15 protein-coding genes and 1 pseudogene are annotated in these 17206 nt (G+C 68.8%); 9 read left to right on the top strand and 7 right to left on the bottom strand.

Annotated elements, in window-relative coordinates; all coding sequences use genetic code 11:
- Both AC5677_RS41675 and AC5677_RS41670 read left to right on the top strand, forming a co-directional pair.
- Window positions 1-493, top strand: a 493-nt coding sequence (locus AC5677_RS41675; RefSeq protein ID WP_497197126.1) for a hypothetical protein, incomplete at its 5' end; no start/stop codon positions are given.
- A 59-nt stretch (window positions 494-552) separates the two neighbouring features.
- On the top strand, window positions 553-3279 hold the full coding sequence (locus AC5677_RS41670; protein ID WP_497197125.1) for a helicase associated domain-containing protein: 2727 nt from the start codon (window positions 553-555) through the stop codon (window positions 3277-3279).
- 27 nt (window positions 3280-3306) lie between these two features.
- Here the strand turns inward: AC5677_RS41670 and AC5677_RS41665 are convergent, their stop codons facing one another.
- Window positions 3307-3573, bottom strand: coding sequence for a hypothetical protein (locus tag AC5677_RS41665; RefSeq protein WP_497197124.1), 267 nt, complete (start codon window positions 3571-3573; stop codon window positions 3307-3309).
- A gap of 495 nt (window positions 3574-4068) precedes the next feature.
- Between AC5677_RS41665 and AC5677_RS41660 the strand changes: the two genes are divergently transcribed.
- Window positions 4069-4407 (top strand): hypothetical protein, encoded by a 339-nt coding sequence (locus tag AC5677_RS41660; RefSeq protein WP_497197123.1) that lies wholly within the window; start codon window positions 4069-4071, stop codon window positions 4405-4407.
- Between the two features lie 119 nt (window positions 4408-4526).
- Here AC5677_RS41660 and AC5677_RS41655 read toward each other — a convergent pair whose 3' ends face one another.
- The 4 genes and pseudogenes from AC5677_RS41655 to AC5677_RS41640 form a co-directional block, all read right to left on the bottom strand.
- The gene (locus tag AC5677_RS41655; RefSeq protein ID WP_497197122.1) at window positions 4527-4991 is read right to left on the bottom strand and encodes a hypothetical protein; all 465 of its coding nucleotides are present in this window, start codon (window positions 4989-4991) and stop codon (window positions 4527-4529) included.
- A 78-nt stretch (window positions 4992-5069) separates the two neighbouring features.
- Window positions 5070-6734 carry an alpha/beta hydrolase gene (locus tag AC5677_RS41650; RefSeq protein ID WP_497197121.1) on the bottom strand — a complete coding sequence of 555 codons (1665 nt, stop codon included), beginning with the start codon at window positions 6732-6734 and terminating at the stop codon, window positions 5070-5072.
- A gap of 47 nt (window positions 6735-6781) precedes the next feature.
- A complete protein-coding gene (locus AC5677_RS41645) occupies window positions 6782-7474 on the bottom strand; it encodes a hypothetical protein (protein WP_497197120.1) in 693 nt (230 codons plus the stop codon).
- Window positions 7475-7917: 443 nt separating this feature from the next.
- Window positions 7918-8286 (bottom strand): annotated as a pseudogene (locus AC5677_RS41640) (DUF6009 family protein); the annotation flags it as partial.
- A 764-nt stretch (window positions 8287-9050) separates the two neighbouring features.
- On the opposite strand from AC5677_RS41640, the gene AC5677_RS41635 reads away from it, so the two are divergent.
- Window positions 9051-9278: a hypothetical protein gene (locus AC5677_RS41635; protein ID WP_497197119.1), complete on the top strand. Its 228-nt coding sequence runs from the start codon at window positions 9051-9053 to the stop codon at window positions 9276-9278.
- 77 nt (window positions 9279-9355) lie between these two features.
- Here AC5677_RS41635 and AC5677_RS41630 read toward each other — a convergent pair whose 3' ends face one another.
- Window positions 9356-9916 (bottom strand): Tn3 family transposase, encoded by a 561-nt coding sequence (locus tag AC5677_RS41630; RefSeq protein ID WP_497197118.1) that lies wholly within the window; start codon window positions 9914-9916, stop codon window positions 9356-9358.
- 707 nt (window positions 9917-10623) lie between these two features.
- Window positions 10624-12012, bottom strand: a complete 1389-nt coding sequence (locus tag AC5677_RS41625; RefSeq protein WP_497197117.1) for a replication-relaxation family protein — start codon at window positions 12010-12012, stop codon at window positions 10624-10626.
- 1745 nt (window positions 12013-13757) lie between these two features.
- On the opposite strand from AC5677_RS41625, the gene AC5677_RS41620 reads away from it, so the two are divergent.
- The 5 genes from AC5677_RS41620 to AC5677_RS41600 all read left to right on the top strand — a co-directional run bounded on the left by AC5677_RS41620 (window position 13758) and on the right by AC5677_RS41600 (window position 17150).
- Entirely contained in the window at window positions 13758-14618 is an 861-nt protein-coding gene (locus tag AC5677_RS41620) for an RNA polymerase sigma factor (RefSeq protein WP_497197116.1), read from the top strand.
- Window positions 14619-14727: 109 nt separating this feature from the next.
- Entirely contained in the window at window positions 14728-15009 is a 282-nt protein-coding gene (locus tag AC5677_RS41615; RefSeq protein ID WP_497197115.1) for a hypothetical protein, read from the top strand.
- A gap of 154 nt (window positions 15010-15163) precedes the next feature.
- Entirely contained in the window at window positions 15164-16204 is a 1041-nt protein-coding gene (locus AC5677_RS41610; RefSeq protein ID WP_497197114.1) for a conjugal transfer protein, read from the top strand.
- The gene (locus AC5677_RS41605) at window positions 16201-16521 is read left to right on the top strand and encodes a hypothetical protein (protein WP_497197113.1); all 321 of its coding nucleotides are present in this window, start codon (window positions 16201-16203) and stop codon (window positions 16519-16521) included. The genes AC5677_RS41610 and AC5677_RS41605 overlap by 4 nt, the downstream gene beginning before the upstream one ends.
- Window positions 16518-17150, top strand: a complete 633-nt coding sequence (locus AC5677_RS41600; RefSeq protein WP_497197112.1) for a hypothetical protein — start codon at window positions 16518-16520, stop codon at window positions 17148-17150. Before AC5677_RS41605 ends, AC5677_RS41600 begins: the two co-directional genes overlap by 4 nt.
- Window positions 17151-17206 lie beyond the last annotated feature (56 nt).

Genomic DNA, 17206 nt, shown 5'->3' with positions numbered 1-17206 from the left:
TGCGGGGATGCCGGCGGCGCGGGTTGCTGAGGCGGTTGCTGAGGCGGCGGTGCGGGAGCGTGAGACGGCCGAGGAGCTGCGGTCTCCGGGGCCGGTGGAGCGCGGTCTGGTCGCGTCGGATCCGGAGGAGCTCGCCGCGATGTGGGCGGCGCGGCATGCGGAGTGGCGGCGGGTGCAGGCGCTGATGGAGGCGTCGGGCTGGGCGGTGTACGAGCCGGAGCGGGACAGCGCCGGCTCGGCGTGGGCCGCTGAACGGCAGGCCCGGCGGGAGCGGGCCATCGCCGCGCGTACCGCGTACCAGGAGCGGCGCCGTGAGGCTGCGGACGAGGTGCGGGGCGAGGTGTGGTTGGCCGCGGAGCCGGGCCGGCTGCTGCGGCAGGCCGCGTCCCGTGCCGGGCTGACCCCGCACGAGGTACTGGCTCAGCTGGCGTCGCGGGTGGTTGTCGGTGAGAACGGTGCGGTGTCCGTCGAGCCTTTTATCCCGTCGCGCTGATTTCTGGCGGAGTTGCGGATTTGTTGAATTTCTGGATTGTGGAATCGGAGGGTCTGGGAGTGAGTAGCAAGACGGGTGAGATTCCGCTCTTTCCGCATCAGGTGGAGTTTGTTGATGCGGTTATCCGGGGTCTTTCGGGGCCGCTGGACGGGGTGATGCCTGCCCGGGGGTTGCGCGGGACGGTGGTGTCGGCGACCGGCACGGGCAAGACGATCTCGGCGGCCACGGCGGCGTTGCGGATGGTGCCCAAGGGGCTGGTGGGGGTGTTGGTGCCGACGCTGGATCTGTTGACGCAGACGGTGGAGGCGTGGCGGGCAGTGGGGCACAAGGGGCCTGCGGTGGCGGTGTGTTCGTTGGGGGCCGACCCGCTGCTGGAGGCGTTGGACGTGCGGTGCACGACCAATCCGACGCAGCTGGCGCTGTGGGCCGGTCAGGGACCGATGCTGGTGTTCGCGACGTACGCCAGCCTGGTGTCGCAGGGCTTGGAGGACGACCAGGACGGCGACGGGGAAGGTGCGGCCGACTGTGGGCGGGCGGGGGCGCCGGGGTGCCTGGAGCAGGCGCTGCGTGGCTCGTTTGGTCAGCAAATGGGCCCGTTTGACCTGTTGGTGGTTGATGAGGCGCACCGAACAAGTGGGGCAATTGGTAAGGCCTGGGCGGCGATTCACGATCAGGAGCGGATCCCGGCGGCGCGGCGGCTGTACATGACGGCCACACCGCGGCTGTGGGCGCCTGCTGTAGCGTCCCCCGGCGGATCGAGCCCGGAGGGCGCTGAGAGCGGCTCTGAGGGTGGTTCAGGGGCGCTGGGCGGGCGTTTGGTGGCGTCGATGGATGACGTCGAGTTGTACGGGCCCGTCCTCTACGAGCTCGGACTGATGGAGAGTATTGAGCGGGGCATCCTTGCCTCGTTCGAGGTGGATGTCCTGGAGATCCGCGACCCCGAGGCCCTGGGCGAGGGCGCCGATGCCGAGGAGGTGCGGGGCCGGCGCCTTGCCGCTCTGCAGGCGGCGCTGCTCAAGCACGCGGATGCCACCGGTGCGCGGAATCTGATGACGTTCCACTGGCGCACGATCGAGGCGATGGCGTTCGCGCGGGCGCTGCCGGAGACGGCCGCGGAGCTGTACGAGACGGACCCGGCGGTCTACCCGAAGCGCGTGGGGGCGGAGTGGCTGTGCGGGGAGCACCCGGCGGCGCACCGGCGGGTGGTGCTGGACCGGTTTGCGGACGGCCTGGACGCTGAAGGCTGGGTGACCGACCTGGGCATCCTGGCCTCTTGCCAGGTACTGGGCGAGGGTGTCGACATCCGCGGCAAACGCGGTGTCGATGGCGTGGTGTTCGCGGATACTCGCTCCTCGCCGGTGCAGATCGTGCAGATCACCGGGCGGGGCCTGCGCCAGGCGCCGGATGAGGGGAAGGTGGCGCGGCTGGTCGTGCCGGTCTTCCTGGGGGCCGGTGAGGACCCCGAGGACATGATGGCCTCCGCCAGTTACCGGCCTCTTGTAGCTGTTTTGCAGGGGCTGCGTGCACACGATTCCCGGCTCATCGAGCGCATGGTCCTGCGAGCGGCCACGTCTCGCGGGAAGGCCACCTCCGTCGTTGCCCTCGACCCTGTGCGCGAGGAGGACGAGGAGCAGCTGGCCGCCGACGAGGACAGGACGGACGGTGAGGCCGGCGAGGAGCAGGTCCAGGCGGCCGAGGAGCAGGGCGAGAGGGTTGAGCCCGCGGCCACCGGGAGCGCCAGCCTCGGTGGCGAGGACGAGGTAGACGGGGGCGAGGGTGTGCCGTTGCTGCGGTTCTCCCTGCCGCGCAACCCCAACGTCATCGCCGCGTTCCTGCGCACGCGGGTGCTTCGGCCGGACTCCGAGGTGTGGCTGTCCGGGCTCAACGCCCTGCGCAAGTGGGTTGAGGACGAAGGCCATGCCCAGGTGCCGATGGACACGGTCGTGCCGATCTCGGCGACCGAGAGCAATGGCGAGGGCGGCAACGGCGGCACCTACGCGTTGGGGGCGTGGGTCAGCGAGCAGCGCCGGGCGTTCCGCGCAGGGACGTTGAAGGCGTGGCGGGCGGAGCTGCTGGATGAGTTGGGCATGGTCTGGTCGGTCGTCGACGCCCGCTTCTACAAGAACCTGTCCGCGGCCCGGGACTACTTCGCGGTACACCGCACTCTGGCCGCGCCCAAAGACGCGGTGATCGACGGGGTGGCGGTGGGCCAGTGGCTCGCGAATCTCCGGAAGACGGGTGGCCTGGGCAAGGACGAGGAGCGCGCGACGGAGCGCCGGCAGGCGCTGGAACGAATCGACCCCTTCTGGAATCCGTCCTGGCCGTTCGAGTGGCAGCAGCGGTATGCCGCGCTCGCCGCGGTCCTGGCCGACGGAGCCACGCTCGCGGAGATCCTGCCCGGCGTCATCGTCAACGGCCAGGACATCGGCGCCTGGCTGCACGCCCAGCGCGTCGGCTGGGAGCAGCTGGGCGAGGGGCAGCGCGAGCGCCTGGCCGACCTCGGCATTGAGCCGCTGCCCGCCGCCGAGGAGACGCCGGTGAAGGAGGTGAAGGCCCGTAAGGGGGTCTCGGCGGCCTTCGAGCGGGGCGTCGCGGCCCTGACCCAGTACAAGGACCGCGAGGGACATCTGAAGGTCTCCAGGGGGCACGAAGAGGCCGTTGTGGTCGACGGTCAGGAGCACCTGGTGAAGCTGGGCGTATTTCTCTCGAACGCAAAATCGAGGCGCGGCAAGCTCACCACGGACGCGCTCCGGCAGCTGGCAGAACTTGGGCTGGAGTGGGCGTAGCCGGGCCGGGCGTAGACCGAAGGCGGTCTACGCCCGGTAGGTGGCATCGGCGTGGTCGATGTACGCGGCGGCCATGAGCGCGACGCCCTGGGCAGGGACGCCGCGTACCAAAAGCTCCACTCTCTGCTTGTTGACACTGATGCGGACCAGCCCGGATCCCCATAGCGACATGGCGTCACCTTCCTGGATGGGTCCGATCTTGGTCTGGATGATGCCGTCGTCGTGGAGGGGGCAGCGAGTCCGTGCCGTGTGGATGTGCAGTCGGCGTCCGGTGTCCTCTTCCAACTCCTGCATCGAGTACCAGGGACCTCCTTCGAACCCCGTCTTGACTGCGACTTCATCAAGTGCCGCAGCGACCTCCGACAGCCACGCCCGTGGGGGCGGGACCAGATCCAGATGCGGTTCCCAGGAGCAAGGGCGCCGGGGCGTACGTGTAGTCATGCTCGGAGATTGTGCCCAGCGCGGTGACCCAGGTCCGGCAGACTCTCCGCGGTGGATCTGGGCTGGTGGGCCAGTGCGGTGTCGAGCAGGATGCGGTCGACGGTCTCGTGCGGGGTGCTGTCGGCAGCGATGTCGGTCTCGATTCCACCGGGCAGCAGATCGAGGGGGCGGTACCAGTCGGCGCATCTGCGCCTCGCCGTACTCGCTCGCCTGCGGCTTGGGTGGCGTGGCGGACGAGGGTCTCCTCGTTCGGTACGTCCAGGGTGGAGTGGGTGAAGGCTCTGCGCGCCCCGCTGTGGCGCTGAAAGGCTCGGTCCGTCGTGATCGCCGAGAGCCAACGGAGGACATGTGAGCCAGCCGGAACAGCCCTGGCAGCCGGGCCCGAACGACCTGCTCTTCACCACCCACCTGATCAACCCGCACGGCGACCGGCACCTCGGGTTCAACGACGCAGACGGCCGCTTCTACCGACTGTGGCAGCACCGCCGGCCCGAGCCGCTGCACACCGGAGACGCGATCCTGCTGCGCCCCAGCGACGTCGACCAGATCATCAAGTTCTCCATGCTCTGGGTGAAGAGCCACCCGGCCGACCCGCGCAGCGACGCCCTGGCCGATGAAGTCGCCGCCGGGGCCAAGGCCGTCGTGCTGCACTTCGCCCAGGCCGCCCAGGCGCCAGTGCAGCGTTAGACCGGCGTCCCGTCCGCCGTGCCCCAGCCTCCGAGGAAGTCGGCCAGGGCACGGTCGCGACGGCTTGCCGCCCTCCCAGGCGGCAAGCCGTCCCAGCACGGAAGTGTTCCCGCACTGACTTAGAACTTCTGCTGTTCGGCACCGGGGGGTAGGAAACAGCTGGTGCTGACTGCCAAGAGGAGCGTGTTCGCGGGCTTGATGGTGTTGTCGGCGGTGATCAGAAAGCGTTCCTTGCGGTTCTTGGCGTACAGCGTGACTGTCGGACGACCCGGATCCTCCGTGTAGTCGGAGACGTCCACCCCGTGCTTCTTCAGTTCGTCTCGTAGATTCCTGACCGCTGCGATGTGGTCATGGGCGGGGAGACGGGCGTAGGTGGCGTAGGTGAGGGTGAACCTTCCGTCGTCCGCTACCTCGTCACCCTTTCCGACGCAGTCCTCGAAGTGCGTTTGAGGTGCCGGGTCATCGGCGATGTCCACCTGTGCGTAGTGAGCCATGGTCGAGGTGTACTGCTTGGCCCAGGCCAGGGTGTCCGCACGGCTCTTGCGTGGCAACGGTACGTTGGGGTTGTCATCGGGCTGGGACATGCAGGCTCCCGTCAGCAATGTAGTCAGAGCTATCAGCGCGAAGGATCGAACTCGGTTCATGTGGTGGACCTTCATCGGCTACGGGTGCGGCCCCATCGGCACGTCAGGGACGTCGGGGTTGTCCACAGGCTTCTTCGGGGCCGGGGTTGGGGTGACTCCAGCAATGATCTTTCCCTGGTTGAGGAGACTCTGACTCGGCCCGTGGTCGGTCTCGTCCCAGTACCCGCTGTGTCCGTGGGTGTCCACCTTGAATCGGTGTCCGCCGAAATTCTCCTGCACCGGATCAGGGCCAAGAGTTGCACCGGCCGCCATCTTGATGCCGTCGTCTTCGGCGCGGCCGATATAGACATGGTCGGGGTCGATATTCAGGTCCGAGGCCTTGTCGACGGTCATCCCGGGACTGCCAACGACAGCAATGTTGTCCGCGTCCAGCCCGCCGTGCTCTGATGCCGCAGCCCCGACTACCGTTGAGCCGTAGCTGTGCCCGATGACACTGAGGTTGGCCGGCCCGCCTTCGTGCGAGGCCCGCAGCCCGTGCGTGAAGTTTCGCAGCGCGGGCGCTGCGTCCTCGGCACGGCCTGTGCCAGCGACATCCAGGTTGCCTGCCTGGGAGACGGGAATTTCGGGAGCGTCGTAGCCGAGCCAGTAGACCATGGACGTCTTGGCATCTCCGTCGGCGATCTTCGCGGCATTCTGCATGCTGTCGATCCGGCTAAGCTGTCCGCCGGTGGATTCCATGCTGGTCGAGGTACCGGGCACGTTCACTCCGACATTGTCGGCCGTATCCGGATTCCCCATGGCGACAATCGCTTTTCCGTCGCCTTCGGAGTCGAAGCCGAGAACATAGAGCTGCTTTTCCCCGGTCACGCCGTCGCGCTTGTCCAGTTGCTCCTGCAGCATTTGCAGGTTGCTGTACCGCTTGTTGTAGTCGTCCTCAGAGTACTTGTCGTGGTACTCGTAGTTCTCCATCGCGCTCAGCTCTTGCTCCAGGGCGAGGCGGTTGGCGTCGTCACGGGTGGTGGACGGTAGCCCGTCGGTTCGGCCAACGATCTCCGGGTGCAGAGCCGTGTACGACTCTCGCATGTCTTCCGGCAGGAGCTTCCACCACTCTGCGGCAGCCTTGGGATCACTCGGCGGGTGAGGCTTACCGATATCGGTGTGCAGGTCCTTAGAAACCTGCTTGACATCCTCGCGCGCCTCTCCCGCCCGATCGGAGATATCGCCCGACAGAATGTCACCGCTCAGGCGCCCCAACGCCTTGGCAGCCTCATCACTCGCCTCCCGCGCCCGGTTCACGCAACGATTGATCTCTTGCTGGTAAGACACTATCGTGCCGAACGACTCCGCCTTGTCATTCTCTCCTTTACCCGGGAATACAGGGCCCGGGGACTGGCGAACATAGCCCGTGTCGTCCACCCACAGGCCCTCGCTCTCGCATTCCTTGACGGTACTGCGCAAGTGAATCTGCGCAGCGAGCATCTCGGACGCCGCGTCTCTGATCGTTTCGGATATTGCCATCGCTTCAGTGCGGACGATACCGAACCGGCTTTCCAGGTCTTCCAGGTAGAAAAGCGCGCTGTCGGCGTCATCCCCGGACCAGTTCGCATGGAGTGGCCCGGTTACCTTTGTTCGGTGCCGGTTGTCGAGCTCGTCCATGTGCATGGACAGCCGATGCCACGCCGTCGTTGCTTCATCGCAGTCCGAGAAGTCCTGCTTCAGCAGTCGCAGATAATGACTGGTCAATTCTTTGATGCTCCCCCGTTGGAACAGTTGTCACCGTCAGTCGATTCTCACCCGAAGGGGGAGTCACCGGTCGGCGCCCTCATTGGCTTGGCGTTCTGCATCTCGTCGGCGGTCCATTCGGCGCCAGCATCGCGACCGGGATGCGAAGCGTCCCCACGGTCCACAAACGCGGGGTTTGCCACCGGTGATGTCCCTTCGGACCCGACTGCTCCAGGGCCACCGGCACCGGCTCCGTCCGAGAGGCTGTCGCGCAGCGACGAGGCACCAGGCATGGCGTGCCGGCCTTCGGACCCGACTGCTCCGGGACCGCCGATCGTGGAGTCCGGTTGGAGACTGTCGCGCAGCAACCCGGAACCCGGCATCGCGTGCTGCCCCTCCGACCCAATGCCCCCCGGTCCACCGAATGCGGACATGGTTTGCGGCGCCGACTGGGCCTGAACACCCGTCGTCTCAAAGTCCTTGGACGCCGCGGCGTCGTTCCATTCGTGGCTGTCGGCACAGATCCTGAGGTTGGAGGCGCCTGTTGCGGCACGCTGGCGCATACCGTCAAGCGACGGCCCCCAGGTGTCGGCCACAGTCTGCAATGCCTCCGACAACGACCAGCCCCTGAGCGACGCCCCCGCGTCCTTGGTGGTACTGATCGCCTTGCGATTCTTGTCCGTCATGTCCTGGGAGATCGAGTCCTCCGCGTGAGCCGCGGCACGCAATTCCCCCGGATCGACAGACGTCTTCGACGACACCCTCGCACTCTCCCCCCTGAGCCTGCTGTCACATCGACAGTATCAACATTGCGTTGACGCGAGGTGGCGCTGCGTGCCGCAGCCAGGACCCGCGCGGCATCCAGCGCTGATGGCGAACGTGCAGGTCACATAGGCGATGACTCTCGCAGTGCCTCTCACGATGCAGACCCGAGGCAACGACTCGGAGGCTGGCGATTCGGCCATTGATCAGCTGGATTCCGATCCCGCCAGCCGCTGGCCGAGGCGGGCCACCTCCTGGCGCCGCTGGGCGCCAGGAGGGCTACAGAGTGGGGACCTGGCTGAAGCACGCGCGGGCCCCACCCGCAAGGCCGACGTGAAAATCTGCAGGTCAGAGTGTTCTGTTGCAGCGATCAGGGACTGAAGCGTCTGAACTTCGGGATTGCGTTGAGCTTTGTGGCGCGGGTGTCAGCCTTTGGGCAGTGCTATACCCATTTCGCGCATTGCGTCGGAGGCGGGGCCGCCTTCGGAGCGTTCGGTCTTGTAGCCCTTGGTGCGGGGGGGGCGAGGGTCCGGGGGTCGATGACTTCGGAGGGTGCGCCGGTGGTGTAGAGGCCGTCGGGCGGCTGGTCGCGGTCCTGCTCGCCGAGCGCCAGCCACAGCCGCCCGTACAGGACGCACAGCCATCCGTACCCGTCATGGGAGACCTGCCGCGGCCGCGCCGGCGGCGCGTCGATGGCGGGCAGGACGTGCTTGTGGGCATGCAGGCCCCCGACGTACCGGGTCAGCGGTAGCACCGCCTTGCCGTTGCCGGAACGCTGCGGCACCGGAATGCGCGGTCCGGCCGCCGCGGCGGGTGTCGGCGGCGGCCATCTCGTGCAGGGAAGAGGCTCCGACGCTGCGTTCGGTGAAGTAGTACCGGCCGTCGGCGACACGGCCGCTGTCGACCTGTTCGGGAACCGGGTACCCGGCGCCGGCCAAGCGCCGAGTCAGCTCGGCTTCCTCGAGCAGCTCCGGACCGCCGGTGCGCTTGAACAGACAGCCGTCGCTGGAACGCCACACGGCACCACCGTCGGCGACAGTACGGGCCTTAACGAACTCCCACGTGCTCACAGCTGGCTTCCCCCTCAAAGAAACCGGGAACACCCGTGGTGTATCAGCGCACACGGGACGACCCCCGCGGCGCGGGCCGGTGGTTCGATACAGCCGGAGCCGCCGTTCACCGTTGGTTCCCAGCTGCCTTGCTCCCGCTCAGCAGTACAGCCGATGAGCGGGCTGCGGCCCACCTCCGTCCTGGTCAGTGCGCCGCAGCCCTCGCCAGCCGGAGAAGAAGGCCGCACAAGGAACCTAGCCGTACAGCCGCGCGGCGGCGCGGCAGCGGGGCCGTACGACTAGTGGCGCCCAGGGCACGCGAGGGGCAGCGCGACAGGGCCACGCCGGCCATGGACCGGAGACGACAGCAACGCCACGCCGCCCCACCCGTTGGCTCCGTTCACTTTAAGCAGCAGCGCGTGTCCATGACCTTCAGCAGCAGTTGCCGGTCCGCGAACTCGCGAATGTTCACGAGGAATGACGGCCGCGTAAGGTTGCGGCCGTCCCCCAGCACGATGGAAATAACATGACGCAGTCTGCCCCACCCCCGCCCGACGACCTCCAGCGCCACCAAGAGGCCCTGATGCGGCTGAAAGACCTGGGTGCCGACGTAACGGCTTGCCGGGGCACGGGCGTCAGCCCCGAGATGCTGGAGTTCATCGTCGAGCTGATCGAGAACCACGACCCCTCAGCGCCGAGACGTCACACCATCGCCCGCCCCGACCTCGCCAGTCCCTCGGTTGACCAGCAGTAACGGAGCACCCGGCCCGGACGTCATGGTCGTGTGCTCCCACCCGGGTGATCACAGGCACGCTCGACGCATCTGGCCCGCTACCCCGACGACGCTGCCGCGTGACGTCGGTCGGCGGCGTCTGCCGACGTTCGGGGACGGGGCGCGGTGGCAGTTGCCCCCAGGTCGAGGCGTTTGCTCATGTCCAAGCGGAAGGTGCCGTACGGGTTGATGTTGGACCAGAACAGCGCGGTCAGGCCGCGCTGATCCTCATCGGTGAGCTTCTTCGCCCACTTCGGATCGGCCAGGACTTGCTGGAGCACAGCGTGTTGATGTGTACGAGGCTGGACTGAAGCAGGTGTAGCGCGACCATTGATGTCTCCGCATGCTCCTTGGTACGGGCCGATCAGTGCGCCGTCCTTGCCGTAGTGGAGCACGGTGTTCGCGCTGTTCCAGTTCTCCACAACCTGGAGCCCACCGTGGATCTCGCGGCGCAGGCCGGGACTGGCCAGGTAGCCGCAAGCGAAGACTGTGCGCACCGCCCGGCCGAGTTCTTCGAGAGCCTGGCAGGTGGGGTGCTTGGGGCCGCCGCGGGTGAAGCGCCGCAGCACCTGCTCGGCCTCCGCCGTCCCCAGGCGGAGCGCGGTGGCGTACTTCACCATCTGGTCGTAAGACCCGGGTTGGGCCCGGCGGCTCGATCTTCCGAGCTCGGTATTCGACCAGCAGGGCCTCATGCCGCCGGTCCTCCACCAACTCGACCGGACAGACCTCCACAGCCAGCCACTCGGTCAGTGCCTTCTCGTCCGCGACCGTCGACGGCCGGAACCCCAGGGCCTGACGGATCTGCTTACGGTGGTACTCGGCGGTCCGGCCGACCAGCGTGTACTTCGCGACGGCGTGCGAAAGCGAGAGGGGTGGCCTCGCGGCCACCCCTCACAGCTCACGCCTCCCGGCTGTCGATCAAACGGAACAATCCCGGTGCCCGCACCCACGCTTCGCATACGTCGCAGTCGCAAGAGTGCATGCACCGCCCGCACGACAGCTCATCGCAGAACGGATCCGGTCCGTGCCACTGATGCGCGGGATCCGGGTCCGGGCACCCCCATGTGGCACAGCTGCGGTCCTTCGACCACGTGGGGTAGATAACGTGTTCGCGCTGCCCTTCGGCCCCGTGAGCCAGCGGCACACCGGGGCACTCGAACCGGGAGGCCTGGCCGCCCTCCCTCGTCAGGAAGGCGGCCCGGCACCGTGAGCACCGGTAACGCTGCTCCGGGCGCCTGATCAGGTCGTGAGTCACCGGACTACATCCTGCTGGGGCCGGGGGCCGGGACGTCGCGGCTGCAGCCGAGCCGCGCGGCGGCTGCGCTGGTCACGAGCGCAGGCGGGAGAGGAAGCCGCGGGGCTTGGGCACGTCTGCCGCGGCCGCAGCGTCCCGCTCTTCGAGGGCTTCGGCCTGGAGGCGGTCGGCTTCCAGAGCTTGGGCCTTGCAGCCCTCGCACAGCTGCTGGTGCCTGTGTGCGCCGTGCCACTGTGCTGCCTCTTCGACGCTGCGCCACCGTTCATCGGTGAACTTCGTGCCGCAGTCGGCGCACACGGGCCGCCGCGCCTCCCGCTCCTGTTTCTTCTGCTCGGCCTCACGTTGTTTCCCGGCCCGGTACGCGGCCGCCTTGGCCTTCTCCTCGGCCTGGTAGCGGGCGTCGGCAGCGTCCCGGCGCGGATTGCCAATCGCCTCCAGGAGCGGCTGCATGTGGTCTCGGCCAAGGCGCAAGAACGCAGGCCCCGCCGGGCCGTGCTCCCGCAGCAACTGCAGGCCGGTCACCACGATCGGGATCTTCCCGTCATAGGTGTGATGGTCCCTGTGCGCCTGTCCCTGCCAGTGCTGGCGGGTAAGGTCGGCGAGCTGCTGAGCGGTGGTGTCCGGGTTGCGCGGGCCGAGCTTGTTGAACACCAACAGGACCGGTGGATGCACTACCTCCCCGTACTGGCCGGCGGGCGCCGACCAGCGGGTGCGCCACATCGCCTTCTCCCTGCCGTCGGTGTCCTTCACCTGTCGCCGGTAGAACCGCATGTACTTGTCGAACTTCTCGGCGATCTTCGCGGGCGTCTCGAAGCAGTTGTCGACTTCGATGAACAGCAGTGGCAGCCCGGCCTCCGGCGCGGTCAGGACGATGTCGGCCTGCACGCCGCCCTTTCCGGGGCTGGCCCAGGTGCCGCTCGAGGGCAGCGGCACCTCCGTCGCGTAGGAGGCGACCTGGCCGATCCCGGCCGGCGCCGCCACCGCCGCCTCGGCCGCGACCATCGCCTCGGCTGGCTCCCCGTTCAGCAGCGCCAGGTCCGGCTTGGGGCGGATCAGCGCGAGGATCGTCTCGTTGACCGCCATCGGATGCGGCGCACCCGCGCGTCCCGCGCCACGGGCGGTGCCGCCCATCTCGTCCATCGGCCGCCCCAGCTCATAGGAGGCGGCCTCCAGCCCGAGCGGCGTCAGGCTCCGCAGCACCTCCCCGCCCTTGGTACGCCCGCCGTCCAGCGTCAGGCCGTGCCCTCGCAGATCCGCGAGGGCACCACGGTGCGCGGCGGTCCGCGCCTCCTTGCGCTTGGCCTCCGTGTCCTTGGTCGTGTGCCGGTAGGTCAGGTGCGGAGACGAGGCACGCTGGATCTGTTCGGCGGTCGCGACCTTCAGCACGCCCAGCACCCGCAGCACGTCCGCGCGCAGCGGATTCGACGACCCGCCCGGGTTCGTCTTCCTCTTCCCAGCCATCAGCCCTGCCCCTCCCGTATCCGTTCCGGCATGGCCGGCGTGGAGGCGTCCGCCCCCCGGAACCCGATGGTCTCCTCTCCAACTGACAAAGAGAGGAGAGAAGAGGGTTATGACGGCGCCGGTCAGGCCCAAAAGTAGACGCTGACCAGGAGAAATGTAAGACATCCGCAAGCCGGGCACGGAAGTGGGTACGGCAGTAGGAACGGAAGCGCTCCCGGCAGGAGACCTGGACGGCTTACCCCGGCCCTCCCCGCCCCTGTCAGCCTCCGCGGGGCCACCACGGTCGCCGTGGACTGGGCGACGGTGGTGCCTCTCCGCCGGCCGTCGATCGGTCATCTCCCCACATACGTCAGCCCCGGGGCAAGATGGCGGCCGTCGGGGCTGACGTGCGTCACGCAGGGGACGCGAAACTGCATCTGCCTCCGGGGCGGCGAGCGCCCCGCCTCGATGTCATGGCCGCCAGCCGCACGGAGTCGACGGTGATCGGCGTAGCCAGGTGACCGGGTTGCGGCGCACCTCGGGGAGTGCGCCGCAACCCTCGCAAGCCGGGCTCGGCTGCACAGCGAACGTAGCGGTGCGGTTGTGCAGGTGCGAGGCAGTGAAGACCGGACGAGTGGGAAGCAAACTCAGCAGCGCATCGGTCACAGGGGCCGGTCACGGCGCATCGGCGAGGCACCTATCACAGCGGATACCCCCTCGCACCCGCCCCGGAGACCCTGGCGCCAACCCACAGCAGTTGGCCTGCCGTCGTGCGCTGCACCGTCGCCCGGCCATCGGTCATGGCCGACGAGCTGCATCGGCCATCGGCCATCGCCCATCGGCCACCACTGCGACGCACAACGTCTTGGCCGTCGGCCACCCCTCGTTGTTCGACGACGGCCGATTCGGCCGACGCCGACGTCGTTGCTCGCCCAGTGCCCGTGACCGGTGCGGTCGGAGCCGTCCGGCGAGCTGTCATGGTGCAGGCGGCCTCCTTAACACCTCAGGTCAGGCGCTGGGGTAAGCAATCGGGTATCCGGTTACCCAGCGCGCGGGAACAGCGGATACCCGCAAAGGATCGAAGATTCCGTGCGCACCGAACACGGGAGGCCATACTGCAGCAGCAGATTGGTCACCGGGCGTCCGCTGCTGTCGGCGACGGCCGTGGCCGACTGCTGGCACTGGCCACCGCACCAGACCGGCCATGACCATCGCCGAGAGCAGCGGCGCGCACTGCTGACGGGGGGACTCGAACCCCGAACTGCGGGCGCCGTCATCCAGGCTGTCCGCCGGCCACTCGCCCCGTGGCCCCTGGCGTCGCCTTGGCCGACCGGTTGGCATCAGCCAATGGCACCGGACCAGTCATGACCGATGGACAGCGGCCACGACGCTCTTCGATGTCCGAACGGCCATCGGCCGCGAGAGAAGTCCGTCCACGGGGCGTACCGCCGGGGCAGCGTCCTGAACGCGGGCGACCTGACGGACGCCACACACCCTGCCCTGCATCGGCCCGATCCGCTGTGGAAACGGTGGTGACCAGCACCGCAGGCGCGAGGGGCCCCTGTGTCGACCGCAGCGCCAACAGGTTGCCAGCCGCCCTCCGGAAGGTGCCCCGTGGGCAGATACCCGCGCCGGGCGGTGCGGATACCCCACCGGTTACCCCACCGCATACCCCGATTGACCTGCTCTTTTGTCCACTCGGGGTAAGCAGTTTGGCAAGGGGTGGTGAGCAGAGTTCACGGCAGTCGATCCGAAAGGAGCCTGCCGTGGATGCCGTACAGCCGACGCTGGTCACACGCCTGAATGCTGAGTGGGAGTGGCTGTGCGCCGGCCGTGGCGGCGCCGAACGCGTGCGTTCCTGGATGCTCACCGCCGGCGTGCTGGACGCAGACCAGGCCCCCGCTGATCTGGATGAGCTGTGTGTCCTGCTGCGGGAGCGGGCCGAGAGCGACGGGCCGGAATTCAGCGACGCCTGGATGGGCGTCCTGCTGCACCGGGTGAGCGCGGGCGACGGGCCGGATGCCCAGTTGGCCGCCCGCGTCCTGGTCCAGGCGATGCTCCCGTGCGCGCAGCGCATGCTGCGCCGCTGCCTGCGCGACGGCGAGTGCGTCGAGGACGTGGCGCAGTTGGTGATCGCCTCGCTGTGGGAGGTGGTGCGCCGCTACCCGGTCGCACGGCGCCCGCGGCAGCTGGCGCGGGGCCTGCGCATGGAGCTGTGGCATCGCGTCTCGCGGGAGCTCAAGAAGGAGCTGGCGCCCTCCACGCTGTGGGACGAGGAGTTGTTGGCGGACTACCCCAGTGGCGACGAGACATGGCGCGCTGCTGCGCCGGCGCTGTTGGCGCGAGCCGCCGAGGAAGCAGGCCTGAAGGCCGCGGCGGGTGCGGTGGAGGAGCTGGAGGGAGTGCGCGGCGAAATGGTCGCGCTCCTGGTGTGGGCACTGGACCGCGAGGTGCTCACCACGGAGGCGGCTTGTGGGATCTGCGATCACTACCGCGAGGGCGCGCCGCAGGACGTCGCCGCAGCGCAGGCGTTGGGCGTGAGCCCGGCCGCGCTGCGGCAGCGGCGCAGCCGGGCGGTAGCGCGTCTGCGCCAGGCGGCGGCGCCGCAGTGGGTGGAGGCCGCGTGAGCAGGTCAGCAGAAGTTTTTCGGCTCCGGTGTCACATCAGGGCCGATCCGGTTCCCCTCTCTGTGGTGTGCGGGGATTCCGCGCACCGAGCGCAGCGGAGGGAGCCGTCGTGACGGAGGGGCTGGGACATGAGGGGGATGCGGTGGAGCTGAAGGAAGAGGAGCTGCGGCTGGTGGCGATCCGCCGGCGGGCGACGCAGCTGGCGGTCGCGTTGGTGACGGAGCCGTTCTCGGCCGACACCCACGAGCAGTTGCGGTCGTACGTGGAGCGGGACGCCGATGAGGCGCAGGTCCTGGTGCGGGAGGTGCTGGCGCTTCCGCCGGCGCGACTGCGCGAGCGGATCGCCGAGCTGACCCGGACCAAGACCGGGCAGAGCGGGGTGACCGCGTGAAGGCGACGTTCGGCCCTGCGGGCCACGGAAAGAGCGCGCTGATGAAGGCGGCCCTCGAGAGCCAGCTGGCTGCCGCTCACCGCGACGGCCGACGTGTCTGGGTTCTGGACCCGACCGGCACGTGGGGACATCTGCTCCGGAAGGGGCCGCGGTCATGAAGTGGCGCCGCAAGGAAGAGCAGGCGCCCCCGGCGGAGGAATCTGCGGTGCCGGACACCGGATGGGCCACCACGTCGATGTCGACCGGCGCCATGGCGAACTGGACGGCTGTAGTGCGGTGGAGCGCCTGGGGGCTGCTGCTGTCCGGTCCGCTGCTCGGCGGGTGGGCCCTGGCCTCCACCCCCCAGCCGGTAGCCGTGTCCACACGAGCGGAGGCGCCGCATGCGCAGCCGGCGTCGTCGGATGCGGTGGCACCGGCAGGCTTTGCCGAGCTGTACGTCGCCGCCTACGTGAAGGCCGGCGACAGCGACGCGGCAGCGGAGGAGCTCGCCGCGTTCTACCCGGCGGCCCGCTCCATGACGTGGACAGCCGGGGACGGGGCGGAGCGCGCGGAGTCGGCGTCGGCGGTGCAGGTGCGGCAGATCTCCGTCGGCTACTGGTCGGTGACCGTGGCCGCACGGATCACCGGAACGGCGAAGGAGAGCGAAGGCCACATCCGGTACTTCCAGGTGCCGGTGCGTGCCACAACCGGGACCAAGGGCGCGGCCTCGGGATGGGTCGCGGCCGCGCTGCCCGCCGAGGTAGCCGCCCCGACCGGCGGCAAGGGCGCAGCGCCTGAGCTGTCGTACGGATCGGCGCATGCGCCGTTGGCATCCGACCCGGCGGTCCAGACGGTCAACGGCTTCCTGGCCGCGTACCTGACGGGCCGGGGTGAGTTGGACCGCTACCTCTCCCCCGGTACGACGCTGCATGCGGTGCGGCCAGCTCCGTACATGGCGGTGACCGTCACGCAGATCGCCGACCACGGGCCGGGCCCGGCCGAAGGTGCCGAAGCCCAAACACCGCCCGACGGTGTCCAGCGTCGGCTCCTGGTCGACGTCGAGGGCGAAGGCCAGCACACGAGCGGCCGCCCGATGACGTACGCCATCGAACTGCGCGCTCGAGACGGCCGGTGGGAAGTCGCCTCGCTCGAGGCCGCACCGGCCCTGACGACGCCCGACAACAACTCTTCAAATCAGGAAGGACAGGGCTCATGAACGGGCTCATGCAGATGGCAGGGGCCATCTCCGACGCCAACAGCCTCGTTGGCCAGCTCAAGAACTTTTTCCTCGTGGGCGTGCTGGGGCTGATGTATGTCGTCTCAATCGCCGTGGTATGGGGCCAGACCAAGAGCGTGATGAAGGCCGGAGTAGCGGCGCTCGGCGGGGCGGTGGTCCTGGCCATCGTCGTCAACATGACCTCGGTCCGAGACAAGATCGGCGAGGACATCAAGAACCCCTCCGGCAAGACGAACGCTGCCGCTGCGGTCCGCGTCATCGACCACATCGACCCGCTGGACGGTGGCCGGCGATGAGCACCACCGCTGCTGCGCCGGAACCGCTGATCGGCCGCTGCTACACGAAGGCCCGCCGGCACCAGAACGTCGTCGGCAACTGGCCCGGCGGCGGCCGCATCTGGGGCGGCCCCTACACCTGGCCGCAGATCGTCGTCGCAGCCACTGCCCTCGCGGGGCTGCTGCTGACCGCCGGCCTGTGGGCGCACCATGGCCTGCTCGACGTCTTGGTGCTGGTCGGTGTGCCCTACGCCCTGGCGCTGGTCGTGGGACGCATCCACATCGACGGTCGCAACCCGCTGGCCGTTGCGGCCAGCGCCCTCGGCCTGGCTGTGAGCGGAAACTCCGGCCGGATGGACGGCCGCCCTGTACGTCAGCCCCGGCGTGGCGCCGCGATGGGTCTTTGCACGCTGACCTGGCAGCCGACAACCGGGACGGGCATCACGACCGCCCGGCAGGCGGCCGGACCCGCTCTCACTAAGCCGATGCGCGCTGTTCCCCCAGTTGATGACCCCAAGATCCCGTCGGCCATCAGCCGCCCGGTGGGCAGTGCTCCTGCGGTGCGGGTGACGTCGGGTGTTGGGGCTCTGCTCGCCGCCCGCGCCACCGGCCAGGCCACCGCCACGGACACGAGCGAGCGGGGGCAGTAATGCGGATTCCTGTACGGCACATCGCCGGGAACGTCATCTGGACCCGGCACGGCACT

It is taken from the genome of Streptomyces sp. JLSY215 (assembly GCF_059682825.1).
Note: the sequence above shows the minus strand (reverse complement) of the source record. Positions and strands in the feature narration are given on the sequence as shown.